Origin of the sequence: Flavobacterium sp. RSP46, from assembly GCF_003984825.1 — a bacterium.
GTDB lineage: Bacteria > Bacteroidota > Bacteroidia > Flavobacteriales > Flavobacteriaceae > Flavobacterium.
On record NZ_RYDM01000001.1, the window covers coordinates 534867 to 554368 of the forward strand.

The following is a 19502-nucleotide window of genomic DNA, read 5'->3' on the forward strand; positions in this document are numbered from 1 at the left end:
TCAAAAATAAAACAAATTAAAGGTTTCGAGAGGAACTTTAAACTTTAAACTTTAAACGGCTTGTCTTACTTATTAAATATTGAAACCGCCACTAAAAATTGCTCGGTAGCTCTTGCAAAAGGAGGAAAAACGATTCTCTGCAAAGAAATAGCAGAAGAAGGATATTCCCACGCGGAACGATTGCATGTTTTTATTGAGGAAATTATCAAAGAAGCCGGAATTACGCTTCAGGATTTATCCGCTGTTGCCGTAAGTCAAGGACCGGGTTCTTATACTGGATTGCGAATTGGGGTTTCGGCAGCAAAAGGGCTTTGCTATGCACTGAACATCCCATTGATTGCTATTGATACTTTGCAAGCGTTGGCATCGCAGGTTACAGTTTCCAGCGGATTGATTATTCCCATGATTGATGCGCGAAGAATGGAAGTATATAGTGCTGTTTTTAACCCGAATTTAGAAAAAAAACGAGAAGTTCTTGCCGAAATAATTACGGAGAATTCATTTGAAGATTTGCAGGAATCCATCTATTTTGTTGGAGATTGTGCCGAGAAATGCAAGCTGGTTTTAACTAAAAAAAATCATATTTTTTTAGAGGAGATTAAATATCCTTCTGCCAAAGAAATGAGCGCTTTGAGTTATGAGAAATTCAAAGTAAGTGACACCGTTGATGTTGCGTACTTTGAGCCTTATTATTTGAAAGATTTTTTGATTACGACTTCAAAAAAATAGTTATTGCTTTTGTGGAATCTGGGTTTTAAAATAATAGTGTCGTAACTTCTGCCTTTCTTATTCTATTTCATTACTCTCCGTGTTATTCTTTTTTGACGACTCCTTAACATAAGGCTGAATAATAATTCCAGCAGTATCAAACGCTTGTTTGCAGTTTTCCAATGTATCGGCATAAACATCCCAAAAATCTTCATTTGTGGCCCAAGGTCTTACCGCTATTTGGATGGCGCTGTCGGTGAGGTTTTTTACGGATACTTCAGCAGCAGGTGTTTCAAGCACTTTTGGATTGTTCTTTAGAACTGCCGTGATCATTTCGCGCGCTTTTTTAATATCCGTATCATAAGAAATAGCAATTGTCAAATCAGCTCTTCTGATCCTTTGTAAAGAATAATTTATGATATTTCCATTTGATAAAGATCCATTGGGTATAAAAATAGTTTGATTGTTAGCGGTGATTAATTTGGTTACAAATATTTGTATCTCGTTAACAGTTCCAATGACCCCTTGGGCTTCAATTGTATGGCCAACCTTAAAGGGTTTAAAGAGAATAATCAACATGCCGCCTGCAAAATTGGAGAGTGATCCTTGGAGAGATAAGCCTACAGCAAGTCCCATTGCGCCAAGAATAGCCACGAAGGAAGACGTTTCAATCCCTAGTTTTGAGATGAAAGAAACAAATAAGATGATCCGCAAAACCCAAAGTAAGATATCTGCCAGAAATTTTGTCAGTGTAGGGTCTAGATTCCTTTTCACCATTATTCTTCTTATGAATCTATTGATGAGGCGGATGATATAAAGTCCAGCAAATAGAATTATAAAGGCAGAAATCAATTTTGGAGAATAATCTATCAATACTTTTAAAAAAGTATTAGCGTAACTAGAAAGTTGGTCTGGATCTAAATTCATTTTTATGTAATAAAAAACCTTCTCAAAAGGAGAAGGTTAAGTTTGAAAGACAAAAATACGAATAAATTAATCGGCATCTTCTTCTTCTATTTTATTTATGGTTTCTTTTTTGCTCTGTTTTAGTTCTTCATCGCCCTCATGTGCAAGGGAACTTGCCTTTTCTTTTAGAGTGTCAACAACTTCAGAAGCGGTTGTTTTTGCATCACTGGCTAAGTCTTCTGCTTTGTCAGCAGTTTCGCTTGCTTTTTCTTTTAGGGTATCAATAACTTCAGATACGCTTGTTTTTTCCTCAATGGCCATATCTGATGCTTTGTCAGCAGTTGCATCAGTTTTTTCTTTTATACTATTTACTAAATCCCCAAGAGCTTCTCCGGTTTTGGCTGAATACTCGCTTAATACTTCTCTAGTATTGCTGGCAAAGTGTTCTGCTTTTTCTATAATTGGCGCTGCCGTTTCTTTTGCTTTTTCAAAAGTATCTTCAGCAAAAAGTTCTGCTTTTTCAAAATAGGGTGTTGCGCTTTCTTTTGTTTTTTCAAATGTTTCTGCTACGAAATTCTCTGCTTTTTCTAAGTAAGGTGCCGCTGTTTTTTTGGCGTGATCAAAACTAGTTTCTGCTTTGTTCGCTAATTCATTAGTCGTTTCTTTGGCTGAGCCAAATAATTTTTTAAAAAATGATGCTAGTCCCATGGTATTTCTATTTGATTGGTCTTACAATAGTAGTGATTTTTTTCTATGATTACTTTATTAAATCATTAATAATTTGTTGATAATCAGTATTTGGCATTGAACAGGTATAGTTTTGACTCAAGGATGACAGCTTTTCTTGGTTTGAGATGCGTGCCTGTAAAAAAGATAATTTGATAGTTTTGTATTTCTGTCATTGCTGCCTTAGTGCCATACAGGTTGGTTGTTAATGGCTGGGAAATTAGCGGTGTTTATAATCCTGGGCTTGTCTTTTTCTAGGGTTGGTGCCAATGATTTTGAAATCAGAGTTTTCGGTTTACTGGATTTTTGGGGTGTTGTAATAAATAGGGACTGGTTTTAAAATGGAATTTATTCATGGGAATTTTTTTAGCCCCGGTAGAAGTGGAAATCCTTTTTCTTTTTTCTTTAAAAAGAAAAAGATTGTAACGGATGACGGGAAATTGCTCCTAAAAAAAGCGCTTCTGATGAAACGCTTTGATTTTTTTAGCTACTCTATTCGTGTTCGAAAGTTAATTTTAGATTTATTCTAAATTCTGTTATAACACCAGTACTGATGGTTGCGCTTTGGTCATGGACATAGACGGACCGCATGTGTTTTACAGATTTTCAGGCTTTGGCTATTCTTTTCGAGCTCCATCTTGCCAACTTGTTTCAGAACTGCAAAGAATTTCAATTACTTTTGATAGTGACCTGATTTCTAGGTGTTAAGTTAAATATTAAAATGTATTTTCAATTTAAAACACATTTTTTTAACGTAACTATATTTAAATCAATGTTTTGAATTATTTTTCCTTTTTATGCATTTATTGCCTCTACTTTGATGCTTTCGTCATTTAACATGCTTTTTAACATGTTTTCTATCCCGCTTTTTAAAGTAAATGTAGAAGAAGGACATCCGCTACAAGCACCTTGTAAAATCACTTTTACAGTTTTGTCGGCTTCATTATAGGAATCGAAGGCTATATTTCCACCATCAGCTTGTACTGCGGGTTTTACATATTCTTCTAATATATTAATGATTTGTTGCGAAGTGACATCCAGGGTGTCAAATTCTTTTACTTTTATTTTTTCTTCTGCAGTTACCGTGGCAATATAATTTTCATCTAAAACAGTTCCGCCATTTTCTATGTATTGCTTGATGAAACTTCTTAGTTCTAAGGTAATTTCTTGCCATTCATTGACTTCGTATTTAGTTACGGAGATGTAATTTTCATCAATAAAAATTTCTTTTACGTAAGGGAATTTGAACAGTTCTTTTGCCAATGGAGAAGCGCCAGTTTGATCGATATTTTTGAATTCAATAGCGTTTTTAGTGAGTATTTTGCTAACTACAAATTTCAAAGCTGACGGATTAGGAGTTGTTTCGCCATACACGGTCACCGGTTGTTTTTTAGACTTATTTTCTTCTATAGTAATGATTGATCCGCCATCATTTACAAATTTTTCTATTTGTTGCGCCACAGCATCTTTGACATCATCCCATTCAACAATATTATATTTTTCAACGGCAATAAAATTCCCGGAGATATAAATTGTTTTTACGAAAGGCAGGTAAAATAATTGTTGTGCTAAAGGGGATGTTTTTGCCTCGTCTATATTTTTGAATTCAAAACTTTCATTTTGAGTGATGAAATCGTTAAATTCAAATTTTAATATCGTTGGATTTTGGGTCTCTTTTATGGTAACTTTGTTCATCAGTTTTGAATTTTTTACAAATTTACTAAAGTTATTTTCTACGAATACCTATATTTGATTTTTTAATGAATAAATTAACTTTAATTTACGTGTTTGATTCGGCTTTTGCTTTTTTTTAATAATTTATATTGTTTTTTGATCGCATCCGTTTTACTAAAAAGTATTTGAATGTATAATAAGATTAGATTTCTAGCCATTATTTTTTTGATGTCACATTATTCCTTTTCTCAGGAAGGAATACCGGTGTACTCAGATTATCTGTCAGACAATTATTACTTGATACATCCTTCTATGGCCGGAGCGGCAAATTGTGCTAAAATTAGGTTAACCGGTCGTAAGCAATGGTTCGATCAGAAGGACGCGCCTGAATTACAAACACTTAGTTTTAATGGTAAAGTAGGTGAAAAAGCAGGAGCGGGTTTTATACTTTTTAATGATAAAAACGGGTATCATTCTCAAAAAGGAATAAAATTGACATATGCGTATCACCTTATGTTTTCAAGAGATGAAATTGATTTAAATCAATTGTCTTTCGGGATTAGTGGTGGATTGATACAAAGTCAATTAGATGAAACCGCTTTTTTGCAGTCAGGGGATTTTGATCCAATAATTGACGGAACCGTGGTGCAAAAAGATTCTTATTTTAACGTGGACTTTGGAATATCCTATAATTTTTTAGATTTTTACGCGCATGCGACAGTAAAAAACGCAATTGAAACGAGAAGAAATATTTACACGGAATATGAAAGTGATAACTTAAGGAAGTTTCTATTCAGTGCAGGGTATGTTTTTGGTAATTCAGATCAAATTTTATGGGAGCCTTCTGTTTTATTCCAATTGGTGGATCAAACAAAAGAGAAATCAATTGACCTTAATTTGAAAGCATATAAAAATTTAGATTTTGGTAGAGTTTGGGGTGGATTGTCCTATCGAAGAAGTTTTGATGGTGCAGAATATCTTGATGGCAATACAATTTCCAAACAAAAACTGCAATACATAACACCAATTGTGGGTGTGAATTTTGATCAATTTATGGTCGCTTATACGTATTCTCAATTGTCTGGAGCGGTTAAATTTGATAATGGTGGGTACCACCAAATTACCCTTGGGATTGATTTGTTTTGTAAACCTGTAAAATACGATTGCAATTGTCCGGCAATTAACTAATTTATCTTATCATGCTAATAAAATCTGTCAACGGTAAATCACCTTCTATTCCGAAGGATTGTTATGTTGCTGAAAATGCCACTATTATTGGGGATGTTACTTTTGGAACCAACTGTAGTGTATGGTTTAATGCTGTTATCAGAGGCGATGTTAATTGTATTAAAATTGGAAACAAAGTCAATATTCAAGATGGTGCTATTATTCATTGTACGTACAAAAAACATCCTACACTCATAGGAAATAATGTTTCTATTGGACATAATGCAATCGTGCATGGTTGTGAGGTTCACGACAATGTATTGATTGGAATGGGGGCGATAGTAATGGACAATTGTGTTATCGAAAGTAATTCTATTGTAGCTGCCGGTGCTGTTGTTACTCAGAACACTGTTGTAGGCTCAGGGACAATCTGGGCAGGAGTTCCCGCTAGAAAAGTTAAGGATATAGATCAGTCCGATTTTGCAGGAGAAATTGAACGCATTTCGAATAATTATGTTATGTATTCCAGTTGGTTCAAGGAGGAGTAATATTCAGCCGTTTTAGAAATTTTCCTGTTCTACCCTATACTTGTTTTCTAAAATTTCAGTCAATACTTTTGGATTGGTGTTGGTATAAAAAATAGGTTCGTTGTTTTGTGATGATGCGAAACCTATATTTTCCCGCAATATGTTTTGAGTTTGTTTGGCAACTGCTTCACCGGAATCTATAATGTGAATGTGTTTGGGAAGGATTTTTTTTATTTGAGGAATCAGATACGGATAGTGACTGCAACCTAATACTAAATAATCAATATTGGCATTAATCATAGGAATCAGGTAGGCTTGAAGTAATGTGGTCATTTCGGGCGAGTTGATCTCTCCATTTTCAATTAATTGCACTAATCCATGTCCCACCTGCTCAATTATTTTAGTGTCTTGGTACTTTTCAGTGGTTTTATTGAAAAGTTCACTGTTTAGTGTGCCTTGTGTAGCCAGAATTCCTATTATTTGTGTTTTTGAATGAGTGACTGCTGGTTTTATCGCAGGTTCTATTCCTATGAAAGGAACATTATATTTAGATCTTAATTCTTGAATGGCATTAGTTGTTGCCGTATTGCAGGCAACTACAATTAATTTACATTTCATATCAAGCAGGAATTCGGTATTTTTCATGCTTAATGCAACAATTTCCTCTTTTGTTTTTTGTCCGTAAGGTGCATTCCTGCTATCGGCAAGGTATATGGTTTTTTCGTTTGGAAGTAGTTTGTGAATTGCTTTCCAGATGGAGGTGCCACCTATTCCTGAGTCAAAAATCCCTATAGGTTGATCGTTGTTGTTCATAGAAACAAAGTTACGCGCTGAAATTTTAATTTCCTAGAATATTTGTTAAACAAAAAAACTGCTCTGTCCTAATATAAGGTGAGCAGTTTTTTTGAATTTTGTTCTTTTTTTTAGAAACCTAAATCTTTTTTTACATCCATAGTCAAGTTTGGACCATCAGCAAGTAAAAGAGTTGAACCGTCTAAAACATATTGATATCCTTTTGCTTTACCCACTTTTTGGATCGAAGCTCTTACTTTTTCCATTAATGGTTTTACGATATCAGATTCTTTTTGTTGCAATTCTTTTTGAGCATTGTCTCTGTAGTCAACAATTCTTTTTTGCATGTCCTGAACTTCTTTAGAACGTTCTGTGTTTATAACTTCAGTAACTGTTGCTGCTTCTGCTTCGTACTTTTTTAATTTAGCTTGGTATTCTTCAACCATTTTTTTGTAATCAGCATCATACGTAGTACTCAATTTGTCTAATTGTTTTTGAGCATCTAACATTGCAGGCATTTTTGTCATAATTTCACTTACATCTACATGTGCTGTTTTTGTTTGTGCAGTAATTGTTTGATTTGCTCCTAAAATAACAAGGGCAGCAATTAATAGGGTTTTGATTTGTTTCATCGTTTTTAAAGTATTTAGTAATTAATTATTGTTTGTATTTTCTTTTATTTTTTCCTCTTTTGCTTTTTTGAGAGCTTCTCTGTCTTCCAGTATTTTTTTTCTTCTTTCTTCTAAAGCTTTCCTGCGATCTTCAATGACTTTTTTACGATCTTCCAATGTTTTAGTTCTGGCATCAGCTTGTTTTTGTTTGGCTAATTCAACAGTTTCTTTAGCTTTTTCTTTTTTTAAGTCACTTACTGATGGTGCTGTAACGGTGTCAATTGTTTTGACATTTGCAGAAACCGTGCCAGTTTTTTTAGCTTCTCTGTCAGCTATTATTTGTTTTCGCTTGTCGTTAAATTCTTTTTTTCTTTGTTCTTGAAGTAATTTTCGGTCTTCAAGCAATTTGTCTCGGGCTATTTTTTTATCGTTCAGGATTTTTTGTCTATCGGCTAAGGTAGGATTTTCATCTAACGCATCTTCCTTGCTTTCTCTGGCTTCTTCTTCCTGAAGTTGTTTTTTTGTCAGTTGTTCTCTTTTTTCTGTACGGTTCAATACACGTAAAACTTGCTCACTGATATCAAATCTTTTTGCTGCAAACAGCATGGTAAGATCAGAGGCTTTATCAAAGATGAAATCATATTTTTTTGCTTCAGCAATATCCTGAACGGCAGTAAAAATTTGATCCTGTATTGGTTTTACCAAAATAGATTTTTGTAGGATCAAATCGCCATTGGGTCCAAATCTTTTTTGTTGATAGTCTAAATTTTCATTTTCGAGGAAACTAATTTCTGTTTCTCTTTCGCTAATGAGTTCTTTGGTTAATAGTGCTTTTTCGGCTTTTAACGCATCTTTCAATTTATTGATTTCAATTTTTTTAGTTTCAATTTCTAGTTTCCATTTTTGGGCTTTTTGCTCTAATTGAACTTTTGCTTCGGTATAATTTGGAACATTCTGTAAAATGTATTCCATATCAATATAGCCCAGTTTGGTTCCTCTAGTTTGCGCTTTCATAGTCTGCGCAACTGCTAAAATTAAAAAAAGATATAAAAATTGTTTTCTCATAAATAGTAACGTACTAGAAAAATTTTAAATCAATTTTTTAGAATTGTTGTCCAATAATAAAGTGAGTTTCCCATCCGTTTGGTTCTGCTTGTCCGGGCAGAGCGTCAAAACCATGGCCAAAATCAATTCCCAATAAACCAAATGCGGGCATGAATACACGCAATCCAACTCCTGCGGAACGATTTAAGGCAAAAGGGTTATAGCTCTTGAAATCACTAAATGACGAACCTGCTTCCATGAATGCCAAAGCATAAATTGATGCGGATGATTTTAATGTTATTGGATAGCGTAACTCCATTGAAAATTTGTTAAAAACCGTAGCTCCAATTTGATCTCCTGTGCTATTTACGGGTGTCAATGAATTATTAGGATACCCTCTTAACTGAATGGTTTCTCTACCATCCATAGAAAAGTTAGCCAGTCCGTCACCCCCAAGATAAAATCGTTCAAACGGAACTGAACCTCTGTCTTGATTGTATGCTCCAAGAAATCCAAATTCAGTCAACGTTCTAAGGACTAATTTTCCGTAAATCTTAGTATACCAGTCCGCTTTAAACTTTATTTTATAATATTCCAACCATTTAAATCGCTCTTGATCTACTTTACTAATGTTTGTTGCCGCCAGGTTAAAATCGGTCACTTTGTTTCCGTTGGTGTCAATATAATCTCCAATTTGAACAATATTCCCATTTCCATCAGGCACATTTTGTCGGTCTACAGTGTTTTTTAATTTGTATTCTTCTTTATCGCCTAGTGTGGCATAATCTATTCCATTCAACAATGAATAGGGTGGTGTAAATTTAGCGGTTAAACTAAATTCAGAACCATACGTTGGAAATATAGGATTGAATCCTTTATTGGTATGCGTTAGTCCTATAGTATACGCTAAATTTCTGGAAGACCCGTTTCCAAAAGTAAATAATCCAGTGTTGTAATTATTTAAATCATAATGTTGGTAACTTACGGATTGAGATAAATATGTGTTATCATCCGGCACCGTTAATCTTTTTGACAAGCCAACGGACAATGTAATTATATTAAAACTCTTACTTTTATCGGCTCTTTGTGTTATAAAATTATTCAAAAATTGTTTGCTGTATGACAATGAGGTACTAAAAGATACGGGTTTTTTACCTCCAAACCAAGGCTCGGAAAACGAGACGCTATACGTTTGAAAAAAGGTGCTGGCCTGTAAACGTAACGATACTTTTTGACCATCTCCCATAGGAAGCGGTTTGTAGGCTTCTTTATTGAGTAAGTTTCTGGCTGAAAAGTTATTAAAAGAAAGTCCTAATGTTCCAATGAAACCACCACCACCGTAACCACCTTGAAGTTCGATTTGGCTGGATCCTTTCTCCACCAGATTGTATTCAATGTCTACAGTTCCTGCTCCTGAATCTACATTCCTGAATTTTGGATCGATGGCTTCCGGATCAAAAAATCCTAATTGGCCAATCTCTCTAATGGTTCGTACTAACTCTTCTTTGCTATATTTCTCTCCTGGTTTGGTTCTTAATTCCCGGTAAATTACACGGTCATTGGTCTTGTCATTTCCTACTACTGTAATTTTATTGAAGTATGCAATTGGTCCTTCAGTAACTCTGATTTCAAAGTCAATGGTGTCATTTGCGGTTCTTACCTCTACAGCATTGATATTAGAAAATAAATAACCGCTGTTTTGGTATAAATTCGTGATGTCCTCTCCGTCAGGTTTTGATTTGTCTGCAATTCTTTTCTCCAGAAGTACTCCGTTGTAGGTTTCCCCTTTTTTGACACCTAAAATTCTGTTTAGATATTGATCCGGATAAACGGTATTTCCTAAAAATTTAATGTTTCCAAAAAAGTATTTATTTCCTTCCTCGACATTTATTTTAATCATTAAGGCTTTTTTGTCTTTGTCATAGGTAACAGAATCCGAAAGTATTCTGGCATCTCTATAGCCTTTCTCTTTGTAAGAAGCGATTACGTTTTCTAAATCCGATTTGTATTTTTCTTTTATAAATTTAGAGCCTTTTAAAACACGCAGGAACTTTTTTTGTTTGGTATCCTTCATTGCTTTACGCAATACTTTATCGGATATTTTTGTGTTTCCTACAAAATCAATTTTTTGTATTTTTACTTTATTTCCTTTGTCTACATTGACAACCATGTTGACTTGGTTTATCGTAGCTGTGTCTTTGGCAGTATTTATGTTTACTTTGGTGTTGTAATACCCATCTTTTTTATACTTGTTCTCGATGTAGTTTTTTGTAGTGGTAATTAAATTTTCATTGACTACTTTCCCTTTGTTAAGGCTGTTGTCTTTAATTAAAGCTTCCGTTTTTGATTTTTTTACACCTACAAATTTTACACCACTCAATTTAGGTAATTCCACGATATTCAAATCAAGATAGATGCTGTCATTTTCTATTCTATTGATATAAAATGAAATTTCATCGAACAAGCCCAGTTTTCCTAGTTTTTTTATGGCGCTGCTTATTTGTTCACCAGGAATAGTTATCGATTGTCCTTTTTGCAGACCAGCAAAAGTAACTACAGTTTGAGTGTTGAAAGTGATATCGCCAACAACTGTTACATCTCCTAAGATGTATTTTTTTCCTTGATCAAAAGGAACTCTTTCTTGTGCTTTAACTTGTGTAAAACTTCCTAAAATTAAAACGGTGAGGGCTATTCTGATGCTTTTATTTAACACTAAATAATTATTTAATTTGTTCACTTGTTTTTCCAAATCTACGTTCTCTTTTTTGATAACTAATGATAGCCTCATATAAATCTTGTTCTTTAAAGTCTGGCCATAATACATCAGTAAAATATAATTCTGCATAGGCAATTTGCCATAACAAAAAGTTACTTATTCTATGCTCTCCACTAGTTCGTATTAATAAATCTACATCAGGTAAATTTTGCGTGTAAAGATGCTCATTAATAATGGAATCGTCAATAGTGTCTATTGAAATTATATTATTTTTAACTTTACTGCAAATGTTTTTTACAGCAGTGACAATTTCCTCCCTGGAACCGTAGCTTAACGCTAGGGTTAGTGTCATTTGCGTGTTGTCTTTTGTCTTACTAATAACGTCGAGGAGCTCTTTTTGTGCAGATTTTGGTAATTTTTCTAAATTACCAATAGCATTCAGTTTTATATTGTTTTCTTGTAAGGTTTTTAATTCCTTTTTTAAGGAGTTGATGAGTACCTTCATTAAGGTTTCTACTTCTAGTTTGGGCCTGTTCCAGTTTTCGGTAGAAAAAGCATAGAGTGTTAGAAAATCAATCCCTAGTTTAGCACTGGCTTCAATTATTTTTTTTACTGATTTTGTCCCGCTTTCATGACCTAAAGCTCGTAAGAGTCCTTTTTGTTTTGCCCAACGGCCATTACCATCCATTATGATAGCCAAATGGTTTGGTAGGTTCGTTGCATCTATAGTGTCTAGTAAATTCATTTTTTTATTCTGCACAATAACAGGGTTTGTTTCCAAAGGTATACGTTAGCGTAACGCCTGTGAAGACATACCAATCATTATTATTTATATTTCCAAAATTCCCATTATAACTTCCTTCTATATCATCGGTCAGCGTATACCGTGCTCCGGTTTCTAATCCCAATATTAAACTGGGAGATAGCGTTGACTTGATTCCTAAAATCATCGGGATCGCTATTGATTTTCTTCTTTCTGATCTGCCTTCTGCTGTTGTACCTGCTTGCGTGTCTGTCAATTTGTACCTGCTCAGGAAATAACTGATTCCTGAAAACACATAAGGTGTAATTTTAGTTCGAGAGTCGTGAAGATTAAAGTCAAAAAAGTTGAATTCAAGTCCTAAAGAGACTTCTTTTAGATTGTTTTCAAAACGATATCCTCTTTGGTTTCTTGCTGCTTCTTTTGAATCTGAATCATCTGAATTTATGTTTGACTGCATGTATGAAAATCGGTAAGCATGTCTTGGACTTTTATTCCATTTGTATAAAACCCCAAAAGCAGGTTCGTTTGGCGCAAGGTAAGTCGTAGGACCAACATCGCCTACAAAGTTACTTCCACCTGCAAAAACACCAATTTCGTGGATCTGAGCCTGGGTGTTCGTAAATGGGAGTAAGCAAAACAATAAATAGAAAATCTTGTTCATTCAATCAAAAATTGCGTGCAAATATAATAATAATCAATACGATTCAATACCCATTCAGTTAAATGTGTGTTTTTTTGATTAATTGACAAGTAAATTGCGCAAAGTGAGTATTTTATTTATTCAAACGAAAAAAAAACATAGAATCGTATATTATTTATTAAAATGATTTAGTTCCGCTTATCTTGTCCCCAAAGTAATTTGCTTCGAAGGGTTTTCAAAAAAGTTTCTTCGGGTATTTCTACCATATTGATTTGAAAGGGGGTTTTTTTTAAGGTCAGTATGGATTCGTTCTTTACCGAGGTAACTCTGGAGTCTAAGGACACTAAATAATTTTCCTCTCTTCCGGAAACTTTTAGTCTAATTTCTGTTTCATCCGGAACAACAAGAGGCCTGGCCGTTAGGTTGTGGGGAGCAATTGGGGTGATGACGATGCTTTTTACATCAGGTGTCAAGATTGGACCGCCGCAACTCAAAGAATACCCCGTAGATCCTGTTGGTGTTGATATAATTAACCCATCGGCCCAATATGAATTTAAAAATTCGTTATTCAAGTACGTGTCTATCGTAATCATCGATGTAGTGTCTTTTCTACTGACCGTAATTTCATTCATGGCAAAATCCATTTTTTGGATGGATTCATTTGGTGGCGTGCAGGTTACGCTCAGTAATGTTCTTTTTGAGATGGTGTATTTTTTGTCAATGACAAATTGCATGAATGTTGCGATATTCTCTTTTTGGACGGTTGCAAGGAAACCTAGTCTTCCCGCATTTATTCCTAAAATAGGAACTCCGGAATCCCGCACTAAAGTGGCTGCTCTTAAAATAGTTCCGTCTCCTCCAATGCTGATGAGCATATCAAAACTAGAATCAAGTTCAGTGTGGGATGTGAAGGTTTTGTATTTTTTTTCTACAATTTTCCTTTCGTTGAGCATCAGCAAAAAATGAGACTCAATAATCATCTCTACATTATTTTTGTTAAAAAAAACAAAGATGTCGTTTATAATAGGTTCGGTACTGTTTTGATAATATTGGCCGTAGATCGCTACTTTCATCTTTTTGTGTAATCGTTTAATGTTGATATGTTTGTTTTAGTATTTAATCGATTAAACAAATAATCGGTTAAACGAGCACTATATATTAAGGTACTTGTCTAAATAATCAGAGCGTTCCTTCAAATTATTGATGTAATTGTCTTCTTGATGCTCGGATATAATTTCATAATCATATCTTCTGAAAGTCTGTATTATTTCATTGATAGCGCCTAACGTTATTTTTAAGGTAACTTCAACGCTCTCAACATCTAATTCGGAGACGAATACACCTAAAAGTTTGCCATTGTTGCTTTCGACTATTTGGGTAATTTGACTCATAGAATAATCTAAAGCGGCTTTCTTGACAACGATAACGCCGCCGGGTTCCTTTAAAAAAGGAGTTTCATGAAAAAACTTCATGATGTCTTCTATTTGATAATAACCCACGTAGGTGTTGTTTTCGTCTAAAATCGGAACTAAATTAGTCTGATTTTTTGCAAAAACTTCCAGCACATCAAGCCATATTGTATTAGTTCTTGTGAAAAACCCTTCCAGTGAATAGCGAAAATCAGATACTTTTTTAGTGCTGTCAAAAGTTTCTAGATCTTCGCGGGCAATACTGCCCAGATACACCCCTTCTTCGATTATTGGGAAATGTGAAAAGTGGACGTCATTGAAGAATTCTTGAACAACCGCAATAGTATCTTGGTTGTTAATCGCTTTAAAATCATTGGTTATATAGTCTGTAATTTCGATCATAAATAAGGCAAAAATATTTCATGCAAAATAATCAAAAATAAGCAAAAACTCCTAAGTTTTACTTTGTATTTTTGCTTCAAGAAATAGTACTGGTTTAATCAAAAAGGGTTCCAATGACAAAATTAAGTGTAAACATCAATAAAATAGCTACTTTACGTAATGCTCGTGGAGGAAATGTTCCTGATTTATTAAAAGTAGCTGCCGACATTCAAAAGTTCGGAGCGCAAGGAATTACCATACATCCCCGTCCGGATGAGCGCCACATTCGCTATCAGGATGCACGGGATTTAAAAACGACTGTTTATACGGAATATAATATAGAAGGAAATCCAGAAAAAACCTTTATCGACCTTGTTCTGGAAATAAAACCGACTCAGGTAACTCTAGTTCCGGATGCTGTAGATGCCATAACATCTAATGCTGGTTGGGATACCATAAAACACGCTTCTTATTTGACTGAAATTGTTCAGGAGTTTCAACGAAACGGAATTAGAACGTCCATTTTTGTAGATCCTGTTCTCGAAATGATTGAAGGTGCAAAAAAAATTGGAACCGAAAGAATTGAATTGTATACCGAAGCATTCGCACACCAATACAGTTTAGGAAATCAAAACGGAATTGTGCCATACACACACGCTGCCATCCTAGCCAATGCGCTTGGATTAGGGATCAATGCAGGTCATGATTTGAGTTTGGATAACATTCAATTTTTTAAACAAAATATCCCGGGATTACTCGAAGTTTCTATTGGTCATGCACTGATTTCCGAAGCTATTTATCTGGGATTAGACAATGTGGTGAATATGTATTTGCAAAAATTAAAATAGTTTTTTTTAACCATTAAGAAATTATGATGGATTAAGTTTTAAGCTTAATAGCTTTACTTTCTTAATGGTTTTTAATTTAAATCATAACGTTAAAATCTAAAATTATATGCTTTTTTCAAAAATAGAAGGATCAGGACAGCCACTTTTAATTCTTCACGGATTTCTAGGGATGTCCGATAACTGGAAAACATTAGGAACACAATTTGCAGCTCATTTTCAGGTACATCTGCTGGACTTACGCAATCACGGGAGAAGCCTGCACTCAGAGAATTTTACCTACGAAATCATGGTTCAGGATGTAGTCGCCTATTGCCAATTTCATAAATTAGAAAAAATTAATGTCATTGGGCATTCCATGGGCGGGAAAATAGCCATGCTTCTGGCAACGTTGCATCCTGAATTAGTTAATAAGTTAATTGTTGCGGACATAGGACCAAAATTTTATCCGCAGCATCATCAGGATATTTTGGCGGGATTGAATGCGGTTGATTTTTCAAAAAAACCAAGTCGAAGTGATGTCGAAGAAATCATGGAGAAGTTTGTTCCTGATTTTGGAACCAGACAATTCTTGATGAAGAATTTGTTTTGGCAAGAGCCCGGGCAACTTGCCTTTCGATTTAATTTGGCAGTTTTCAATACAAAAATGGATGAAATAGGAATTCCGTTGCCTAAGAATTCCGTTTTCGAGAAACCAGCCTTGTTCATTCGAGGCGGAAAATCAAATTATATTTTAGACAGCGATTTTGAAATTATAAAACAGCATTTCCCGGATTCAAATATTGAAACGATTCCTAATGTAGGGCATTGGCTTCATGCCGAAAATCCAGCTGAGTTCTATCAAAAAGTCACTTCTTTTTTAAAATAAAGGAGATGGTTTCTAATTTTCACTACATTTATTAAAATTTAAAAAGATAAACTTATGAATTTACTCATCAAAATTCTTATTACCTCTGGTTTAGTATTGCTTATTGCGAACTTTATGCCGGGTGTGCGTGTAGATGGATTCGCCACGGCTTTGATTGTGGCAATTGTTCTTGGATTACTTAATATATTTATCAAGCCAATATTAGTGATACTAACTTTGCCGGTAACGATACTAACTTTAGGTTTGTTTTTATTGGTTATTAATGCACTGATGATTTTGTTGTGTACAAAAATTGTGGACGGTTTTCGCGTAGATACGTTTTGGACTGCCTTGTTTTTTAGTATTATATTATCCGTATCGCAGTCTATAATGAATGGAATTCTAGGCGAGGGAAAATAATAGGCTATTTTTAACACGTATTTATGACGTAATGCATTTGAAATTAAGAATCAATCAATATCTTTGTACTTTATTTAAACGATACTATGTCTAAAAATTTTTACATATTGTTACTAGTTACGCTTGGGTTCTTTATGACTCCAAGCGTAGCTATTGCGTGTGGAATAAAAGCAGAGAAATCGTGTTGCAAAAAAGAATTCTCTTCAAAAACGGAGCAAAAAGACTGTTGTAAGAAAGAAAAAAAATCAAATAAAGGCTCGCATGATGGTTGTAACGGTGCTTGCAAGAGTATTTCTTGTGGCAGTACAGCAATTCATTTGGGTTTAACATCCATATTTAATACGGAATTAAACAAGCAAATTTTTAGTTTTTCTACTGAAAAACAAAATTATTATTACTCGGAAATCTTTATCTCATCCCATTTCCGTTCTATTTGGCTTCCACCTAAAATAAGCTAAATTTCTTTTTTGACAGCCAAAAAACTGTCTTGTTCAAAGCAGTATATGCTTTAAAAACCAATAAACGTAGTCAATTACAATTCAAAAAACAGAGCAAAATAAGCTGTTGTTTTCAATGTTTTGCGACTAATTCACTTCAAAATAATATCAAAATGAATTCAATAAAAAAAATATTGATGGCAACTACTCTGTTGCTTTCAATCACAATCAGCCATGCGCAAATTAAAAATGCTACAACAGAAACGGTAAAAATATATGGCAACTGTGAGATGTGTAAAAGCACCATAGAAACTACAGGTAACCTGAAAAAAGCAGCGAAAGTCGAGTGGAATAAAGACACCAAAATGGCAACACTCACGTATGACTCGACTAAAACAAGTCAAGACGAAATCCTGAAACGCATTGCTTTAGCAGGGTATGACAGTGATAAGTTTCTTGCTCCAGATGCTGTTTATGACAAACTACATGGCTGTTGCCAATATGAAAGAGAAGCAAAAGTAGCCGTTTCTCCAGCAACGAAAATGGAAACCGTCACTACAGAAAATCATGCAGGCCACGCCAATCACTCAGATAATGCAGTTCCAAAACAACAAGTAGATACTACATTAAAAGCTGTTTTTGATAGCTATTTTCTTTTAAAAGATGCTTTAGTGAAAACAGACGGAAACAGTACTTCCTTGAAAGCGAAGGATTTATTAACGGCAATCAATTCCGTGAAGATGGAAACACTAAAATCGGAAGAACATATTGTTTGGATGAAAGTTTTGAATGACTTAAAAGAACATTCTGAGCATATTGGTGATACAAAAGATATTTCTCATCAGAGAGATCATTTCATGGATTTATCAAAATCGATGTATGAATTGATAAAAGTGGCTAAATACGAGACTCCGGTTTATCTTCAGTTTTGTCCTATGGCAAATGGCGGTAAAGGAGCCAACTGGTTGAGCAAAGAAAATGACGTTAAGAATCCGTATTACGGTTCGCAAATGATGACTTGTGGAAAAACGGTAGAGACGCTTCAATAATTATTTAAAGGAAAATAAAATGAAAAAAATAATTCTGGTAGTAAGTGTAATAATCAGTTTTTCAACGGCTAATGCCCAGATGAAAATTGGAGATAATTTACCTGATTTTGAACTTAAAAATAATAAAGAGGCCACTGTAAGTTTGGCTTCTGTAAAAGGGAAAACCGTCTTAATTGACTTTTGGGCTTCTTGGTGCGCACCGTGTAGAATGGCCAATAAAAAGCTGGTGCCTTTTTACAATCAGTATAAAACAGAAAATTTCGAAATTATAGGAATATCCCTGGATACGGATCAAGCGAAATGGTTAAGTGCCATTCAAAAAGACAAATTAGAATATGAGCAGTTGATTGATCCCAAAGGGTTTGATGCGCCATCGGCTATAGTCTTTGGCGTAGAGCAGTTGCCTAGTGCCTATCTTTTTGATGCAACAGGGAAACTGGTTGCTGTAAATCCAACAGAAGAACAAATTTTAATGCAAATAAAAAAATAAAATAAGATGAAAAATATAAATATAAAATTCATTGGTATTGCTTGTTTGGTTTTGATGGCAAGCATGAAGTCCTATTCTCAAATTTCAAAAGCAGACATAATTGCAACGGGTTTAACGTGTTCCATGTGTTCGAATGCAATTAACAAACAGCTAAAGGCCATGACTGAAGTAGACAGCGTCAGTACAGATCTAAATACGAATACGTTTACCGTTTATTTGAAGGAAAATAATTCAATAAGTCCAAAAACTTTAAAAACGAGTGTCGAAAAAGCTGGTTTTTTTGTGGGCTCCATGGTGTTGACAATGGCTTTCGATAATTTGAAAATAGAAGACAACCTAGCATTGAAAAAGGGTGAACACACCTTTATATTTGTTGATGTGAAAGCAAAGACAATGAACGGGGAAACAAAGTTAAAAGTGGTTGATAAAGGTTTTGTTACTCAAAAAGAGTATAAAAAAACATTTAAAACATTGTCGAAATACCCTAGTTATCTGGTCGAAAATGAAAATAATTTTCACCTTAAAACAATTTAATATGAGTTATTTACGCTTTGCTGTCCTATTCCTGATATCGGCTCAAATGCAAGCCCAGGAATTATTTGTTGTTACGGACCCAGCCAGTAATATCCCTGCAAATTCATTGAGTGTAAGACTGTCACAATCCCTTTTTGAGGAGCAATTTAGTGAAGAGTACAACTATCATTTGATGCCGGAAGTAACCTATGGTTTGAATAAAAATTTGATGGTTAGGGCTACCGCATTTGTCAGTAATAGAAACAGTCAATTGGTTACAGAAGGAGGCGGTTTTTATGCTAAATACCGGTTTTTCTCGACAGATGATTTAAACAGTCATTTTCGTTTGGCTGCTTTTGGAAGGTATAGTTTTAATAACGCGGATATTCATCAGGATCAAATTGAAATAATGGGGCACAATACGGGTTTTGAGACCGGATTAGTAGCCACGAAACTGATAAAAAAAGTAGCAATTAGTTCGTCGGTAAGTTTTGAAAAGGCATTTGATAATAAACCAAATTATCCTTTTCCAAGTGAATTAGGCAATAACGCCACGAATTATACCTTGTCTTTTGGCAAACTGATGTATCCCAAAAAATACACCAGTTTTAAACAAACAAATATTAACCTGATGGTTGAATTTGTTGGGCAAACGATCAATGAAAATGGAAAATCGTATCTTGATGTGGTTCCGGCAATACAATTTATTTTCAATAGTCAAGCCCGTTTGGATTTGGCTTACCGGAGGGAAATTATGAGTTCTATGATGCGTACAGCACCCAATGGAATTTATTTAAATTTAGAATATAATTTTTTTAATATCATAAAATAAATAGA

General features: G+C 34.4%; 23 protein-coding genes. 11 read left to right on the forward strand and 12 right to left on the reverse strand.

Annotated elements, in window-relative coordinates; translation table 11 throughout:
• Positions 1-60 precede the first annotated feature (60 nt).
• On the forward strand, positions 61-729 hold the full coding sequence (gene tsaB, locus EKM01_RS02315) for a tRNA (adenosine(37)-N6)-threonylcarbamoyltransferase complex dimerization subunit type 1 TsaB (protein WP_126458522.1): 669 nt from the start codon (positions 61-63) through the stop codon (positions 727-729).
• Positions 730-786: 57 nt separating this feature from the next.
• Here the strand turns inward: tsaB and EKM01_RS02320 are convergent, their stop codons facing one another.
• From EKM01_RS02320 to EKM01_RS02335, 4 genes are all read right to left on the reverse strand, one after another.
• Positions 787-1635 (reverse strand): mechanosensitive ion channel family protein, encoded by an 849-nt coding sequence (locus EKM01_RS02320; protein WP_126766625.1) that lies wholly within the window; start codon positions 1633-1635, stop codon positions 787-789.
• A gap of 66 nt (positions 1636-1701) precedes the next feature.
• Entirely contained in the window at positions 1702-2322 is a 621-nt protein-coding gene (locus EKM01_RS02325; protein WP_199749384.1) for a hypothetical protein, read from the reverse strand.
• A 510-nt stretch (positions 2323-2832) separates the two neighbouring features.
• Positions 2833-2931 carry a dodecin domain-containing protein gene (locus EKM01_RS14960; protein WP_317125150.1) on the reverse strand — a complete coding sequence of 33 codons (99 nt, stop codon included), beginning with the start codon at positions 2929-2931 and terminating at the stop codon, positions 2833-2835.
• Positions 2932-3135: 204 nt separating this feature from the next.
• On the reverse strand, positions 3136-4035 hold the full coding sequence (locus EKM01_RS02335; protein WP_126458528.1) for a NifU family protein: 900 nt from the start codon (positions 4033-4035) through the stop codon (positions 3136-3138).
• A gap of 168 nt (positions 4036-4203) precedes the next feature.
• Here EKM01_RS02335 and EKM01_RS02340 point away from each other — a divergent pair, with 168 nt between their 5' ends.
• Positions 4204-5202 (forward strand): type IX secretion system membrane protein PorP/SprF, encoded by a 999-nt coding sequence (locus EKM01_RS02340; RefSeq protein ID WP_126562599.1) that lies wholly within the window; start codon positions 4204-4206, stop codon positions 5200-5202.
• A gap of 11 nt (positions 5203-5213) precedes the next feature.
• Positions 5214-5729 carry a gamma carbonic anhydrase family protein gene (locus EKM01_RS02345; RefSeq protein WP_126458534.1) on the forward strand — a complete coding sequence of 172 codons (516 nt, stop codon included), beginning with the start codon at positions 5214-5216 and terminating at the stop codon, positions 5727-5729.
• Positions 5730-5741: 12 nt separating this feature from the next.
• Here EKM01_RS02345 and murI read toward each other — a convergent pair whose 3' ends face one another.
• The 8 genes from murI to EKM01_RS02385 all read right to left on the reverse strand — a co-directional run bounded on the left by murI (position 5742) and on the right by EKM01_RS02385 (position 14085).
• Complete coding sequence (murI, locus tag EKM01_RS02350) at positions 5742-6521, reverse strand: glutamate racemase (protein WP_126766628.1); 780 nt, start codon at positions 6519-6521, stop codon at positions 5742-5744.
• A 110-nt stretch (positions 6522-6631) separates the two neighbouring features.
• Complete coding sequence (locus EKM01_RS02355) at positions 6632-7132, reverse strand: OmpH family outer membrane protein (RefSeq protein WP_126458540.1); 501 nt, start codon at positions 7130-7132, stop codon at positions 6632-6634.
• Between the two features lie 21 nt (positions 7133-7153).
• Positions 7154-8176: an OmpH family outer membrane protein gene (locus EKM01_RS02360; protein WP_126562598.1), complete on the reverse strand. Its 1023-nt coding sequence runs from the start codon at positions 8174-8176 to the stop codon at positions 7154-7156.
• 37 nt (positions 8177-8213) lie between these two features.
• Positions 8214-10943 carry an outer membrane protein assembly factor gene (locus EKM01_RS02365; protein ID WP_126766633.1) on the reverse strand — a complete coding sequence of 910 codons (2730 nt, stop codon included), beginning with the start codon at positions 10941-10943 and terminating at the stop codon, positions 8214-8216.
• Complete coding sequence (locus tag EKM01_RS02370) at positions 10876-11616, reverse strand: isoprenyl transferase (protein ID WP_126458549.1); 741 nt, start codon at positions 11614-11616, stop codon at positions 10876-10878. Before EKM01_RS02370 ends, EKM01_RS02365 begins: the two co-directional genes overlap by 68 nt.
• A gap of 4 nt (positions 11617-11620) precedes the next feature.
• The gene (locus EKM01_RS02375) at positions 11621-12295 is read right to left on the reverse strand and encodes a DUF6089 family protein (protein WP_126554807.1); all 675 of its coding nucleotides are present in this window, start codon (positions 12293-12295) and stop codon (positions 11621-11623) included.
• A 167-nt stretch (positions 12296-12462) separates the two neighbouring features.
• On the reverse strand, positions 12463-13347 hold the full coding sequence (locus EKM01_RS02380) for an NAD kinase (protein WP_126554809.1): 885 nt from the start codon (positions 13345-13347) through the stop codon (positions 12463-12465).
• Positions 13348-13425: 78 nt separating this feature from the next.
• A complete protein-coding gene (locus EKM01_RS02385) occupies positions 13426-14085 on the reverse strand; it encodes a CBS domain-containing protein (RefSeq protein ID WP_126766636.1) in 660 nt (219 codons plus the stop codon).
• A 113-nt stretch (positions 14086-14198) separates the two neighbouring features.
• Between EKM01_RS02385 and EKM01_RS02390 the strand changes: the two genes are divergently transcribed.
• The 8 genes from EKM01_RS02390 (at position 14199) to EKM01_RS02425 (ending at position 19497) form a co-directional block, all read left to right on the forward strand.
• Positions 14199-14912, forward strand: a complete 714-nt coding sequence (locus EKM01_RS02390; protein WP_126458562.1) for a pyridoxine 5'-phosphate synthase — start codon at positions 14199-14201, stop codon at positions 14910-14912.
• 106 nt (positions 14913-15018) lie between these two features.
• Positions 15019-15777 carry an alpha/beta fold hydrolase gene (locus EKM01_RS02395; RefSeq protein WP_126766639.1) on the forward strand — a complete coding sequence of 253 codons (759 nt, stop codon included), beginning with the start codon at positions 15019-15021 and terminating at the stop codon, positions 15775-15777.
• A 54-nt stretch (positions 15778-15831) separates the two neighbouring features.
• Complete coding sequence (locus EKM01_RS02400) at positions 15832-16176, forward strand: phage holin family protein (protein WP_126458568.1); 345 nt, start codon at positions 15832-15834, stop codon at positions 16174-16176.
• An 86-nt stretch (positions 16177-16262) separates the two neighbouring features.
• Positions 16263-16634 (forward strand): hypothetical protein, encoded by a 372-nt coding sequence (locus EKM01_RS02405; RefSeq protein ID WP_126766641.1) that lies wholly within the window; start codon positions 16263-16265, stop codon positions 16632-16634.
• 152 nt (positions 16635-16786) lie between these two features.
• Entirely contained in the window at positions 16787-17662 is an 876-nt protein-coding gene (locus EKM01_RS02410) for a DUF3347 domain-containing protein (protein WP_126766643.1), read from the forward strand.
• Positions 17663-17681: 19 nt separating this feature from the next.
• Entirely contained in the window at positions 17682-18152 is a 471-nt protein-coding gene (locus EKM01_RS02415; RefSeq protein WP_126563393.1) for a TlpA disulfide reductase family protein, read from the forward strand.
• Between the two features lie 6 nt (positions 18153-18158).
• Positions 18159-18686, forward strand: a complete 528-nt coding sequence (locus EKM01_RS02420; RefSeq protein WP_126563392.1) for a heavy-metal-associated domain-containing protein — start codon at positions 18159-18161, stop codon at positions 18684-18686.
• Between the two features lies 1 nt (position 18687).
• The gene (locus tag EKM01_RS02425) at positions 18688-19497 is read left to right on the forward strand and encodes a hypothetical protein (protein ID WP_126458580.1); all 810 of its coding nucleotides are present in this window, start codon (positions 18688-18690) and stop codon (positions 19495-19497) included.
• Positions 19498-19502: the final 5 nt, after the last annotated feature.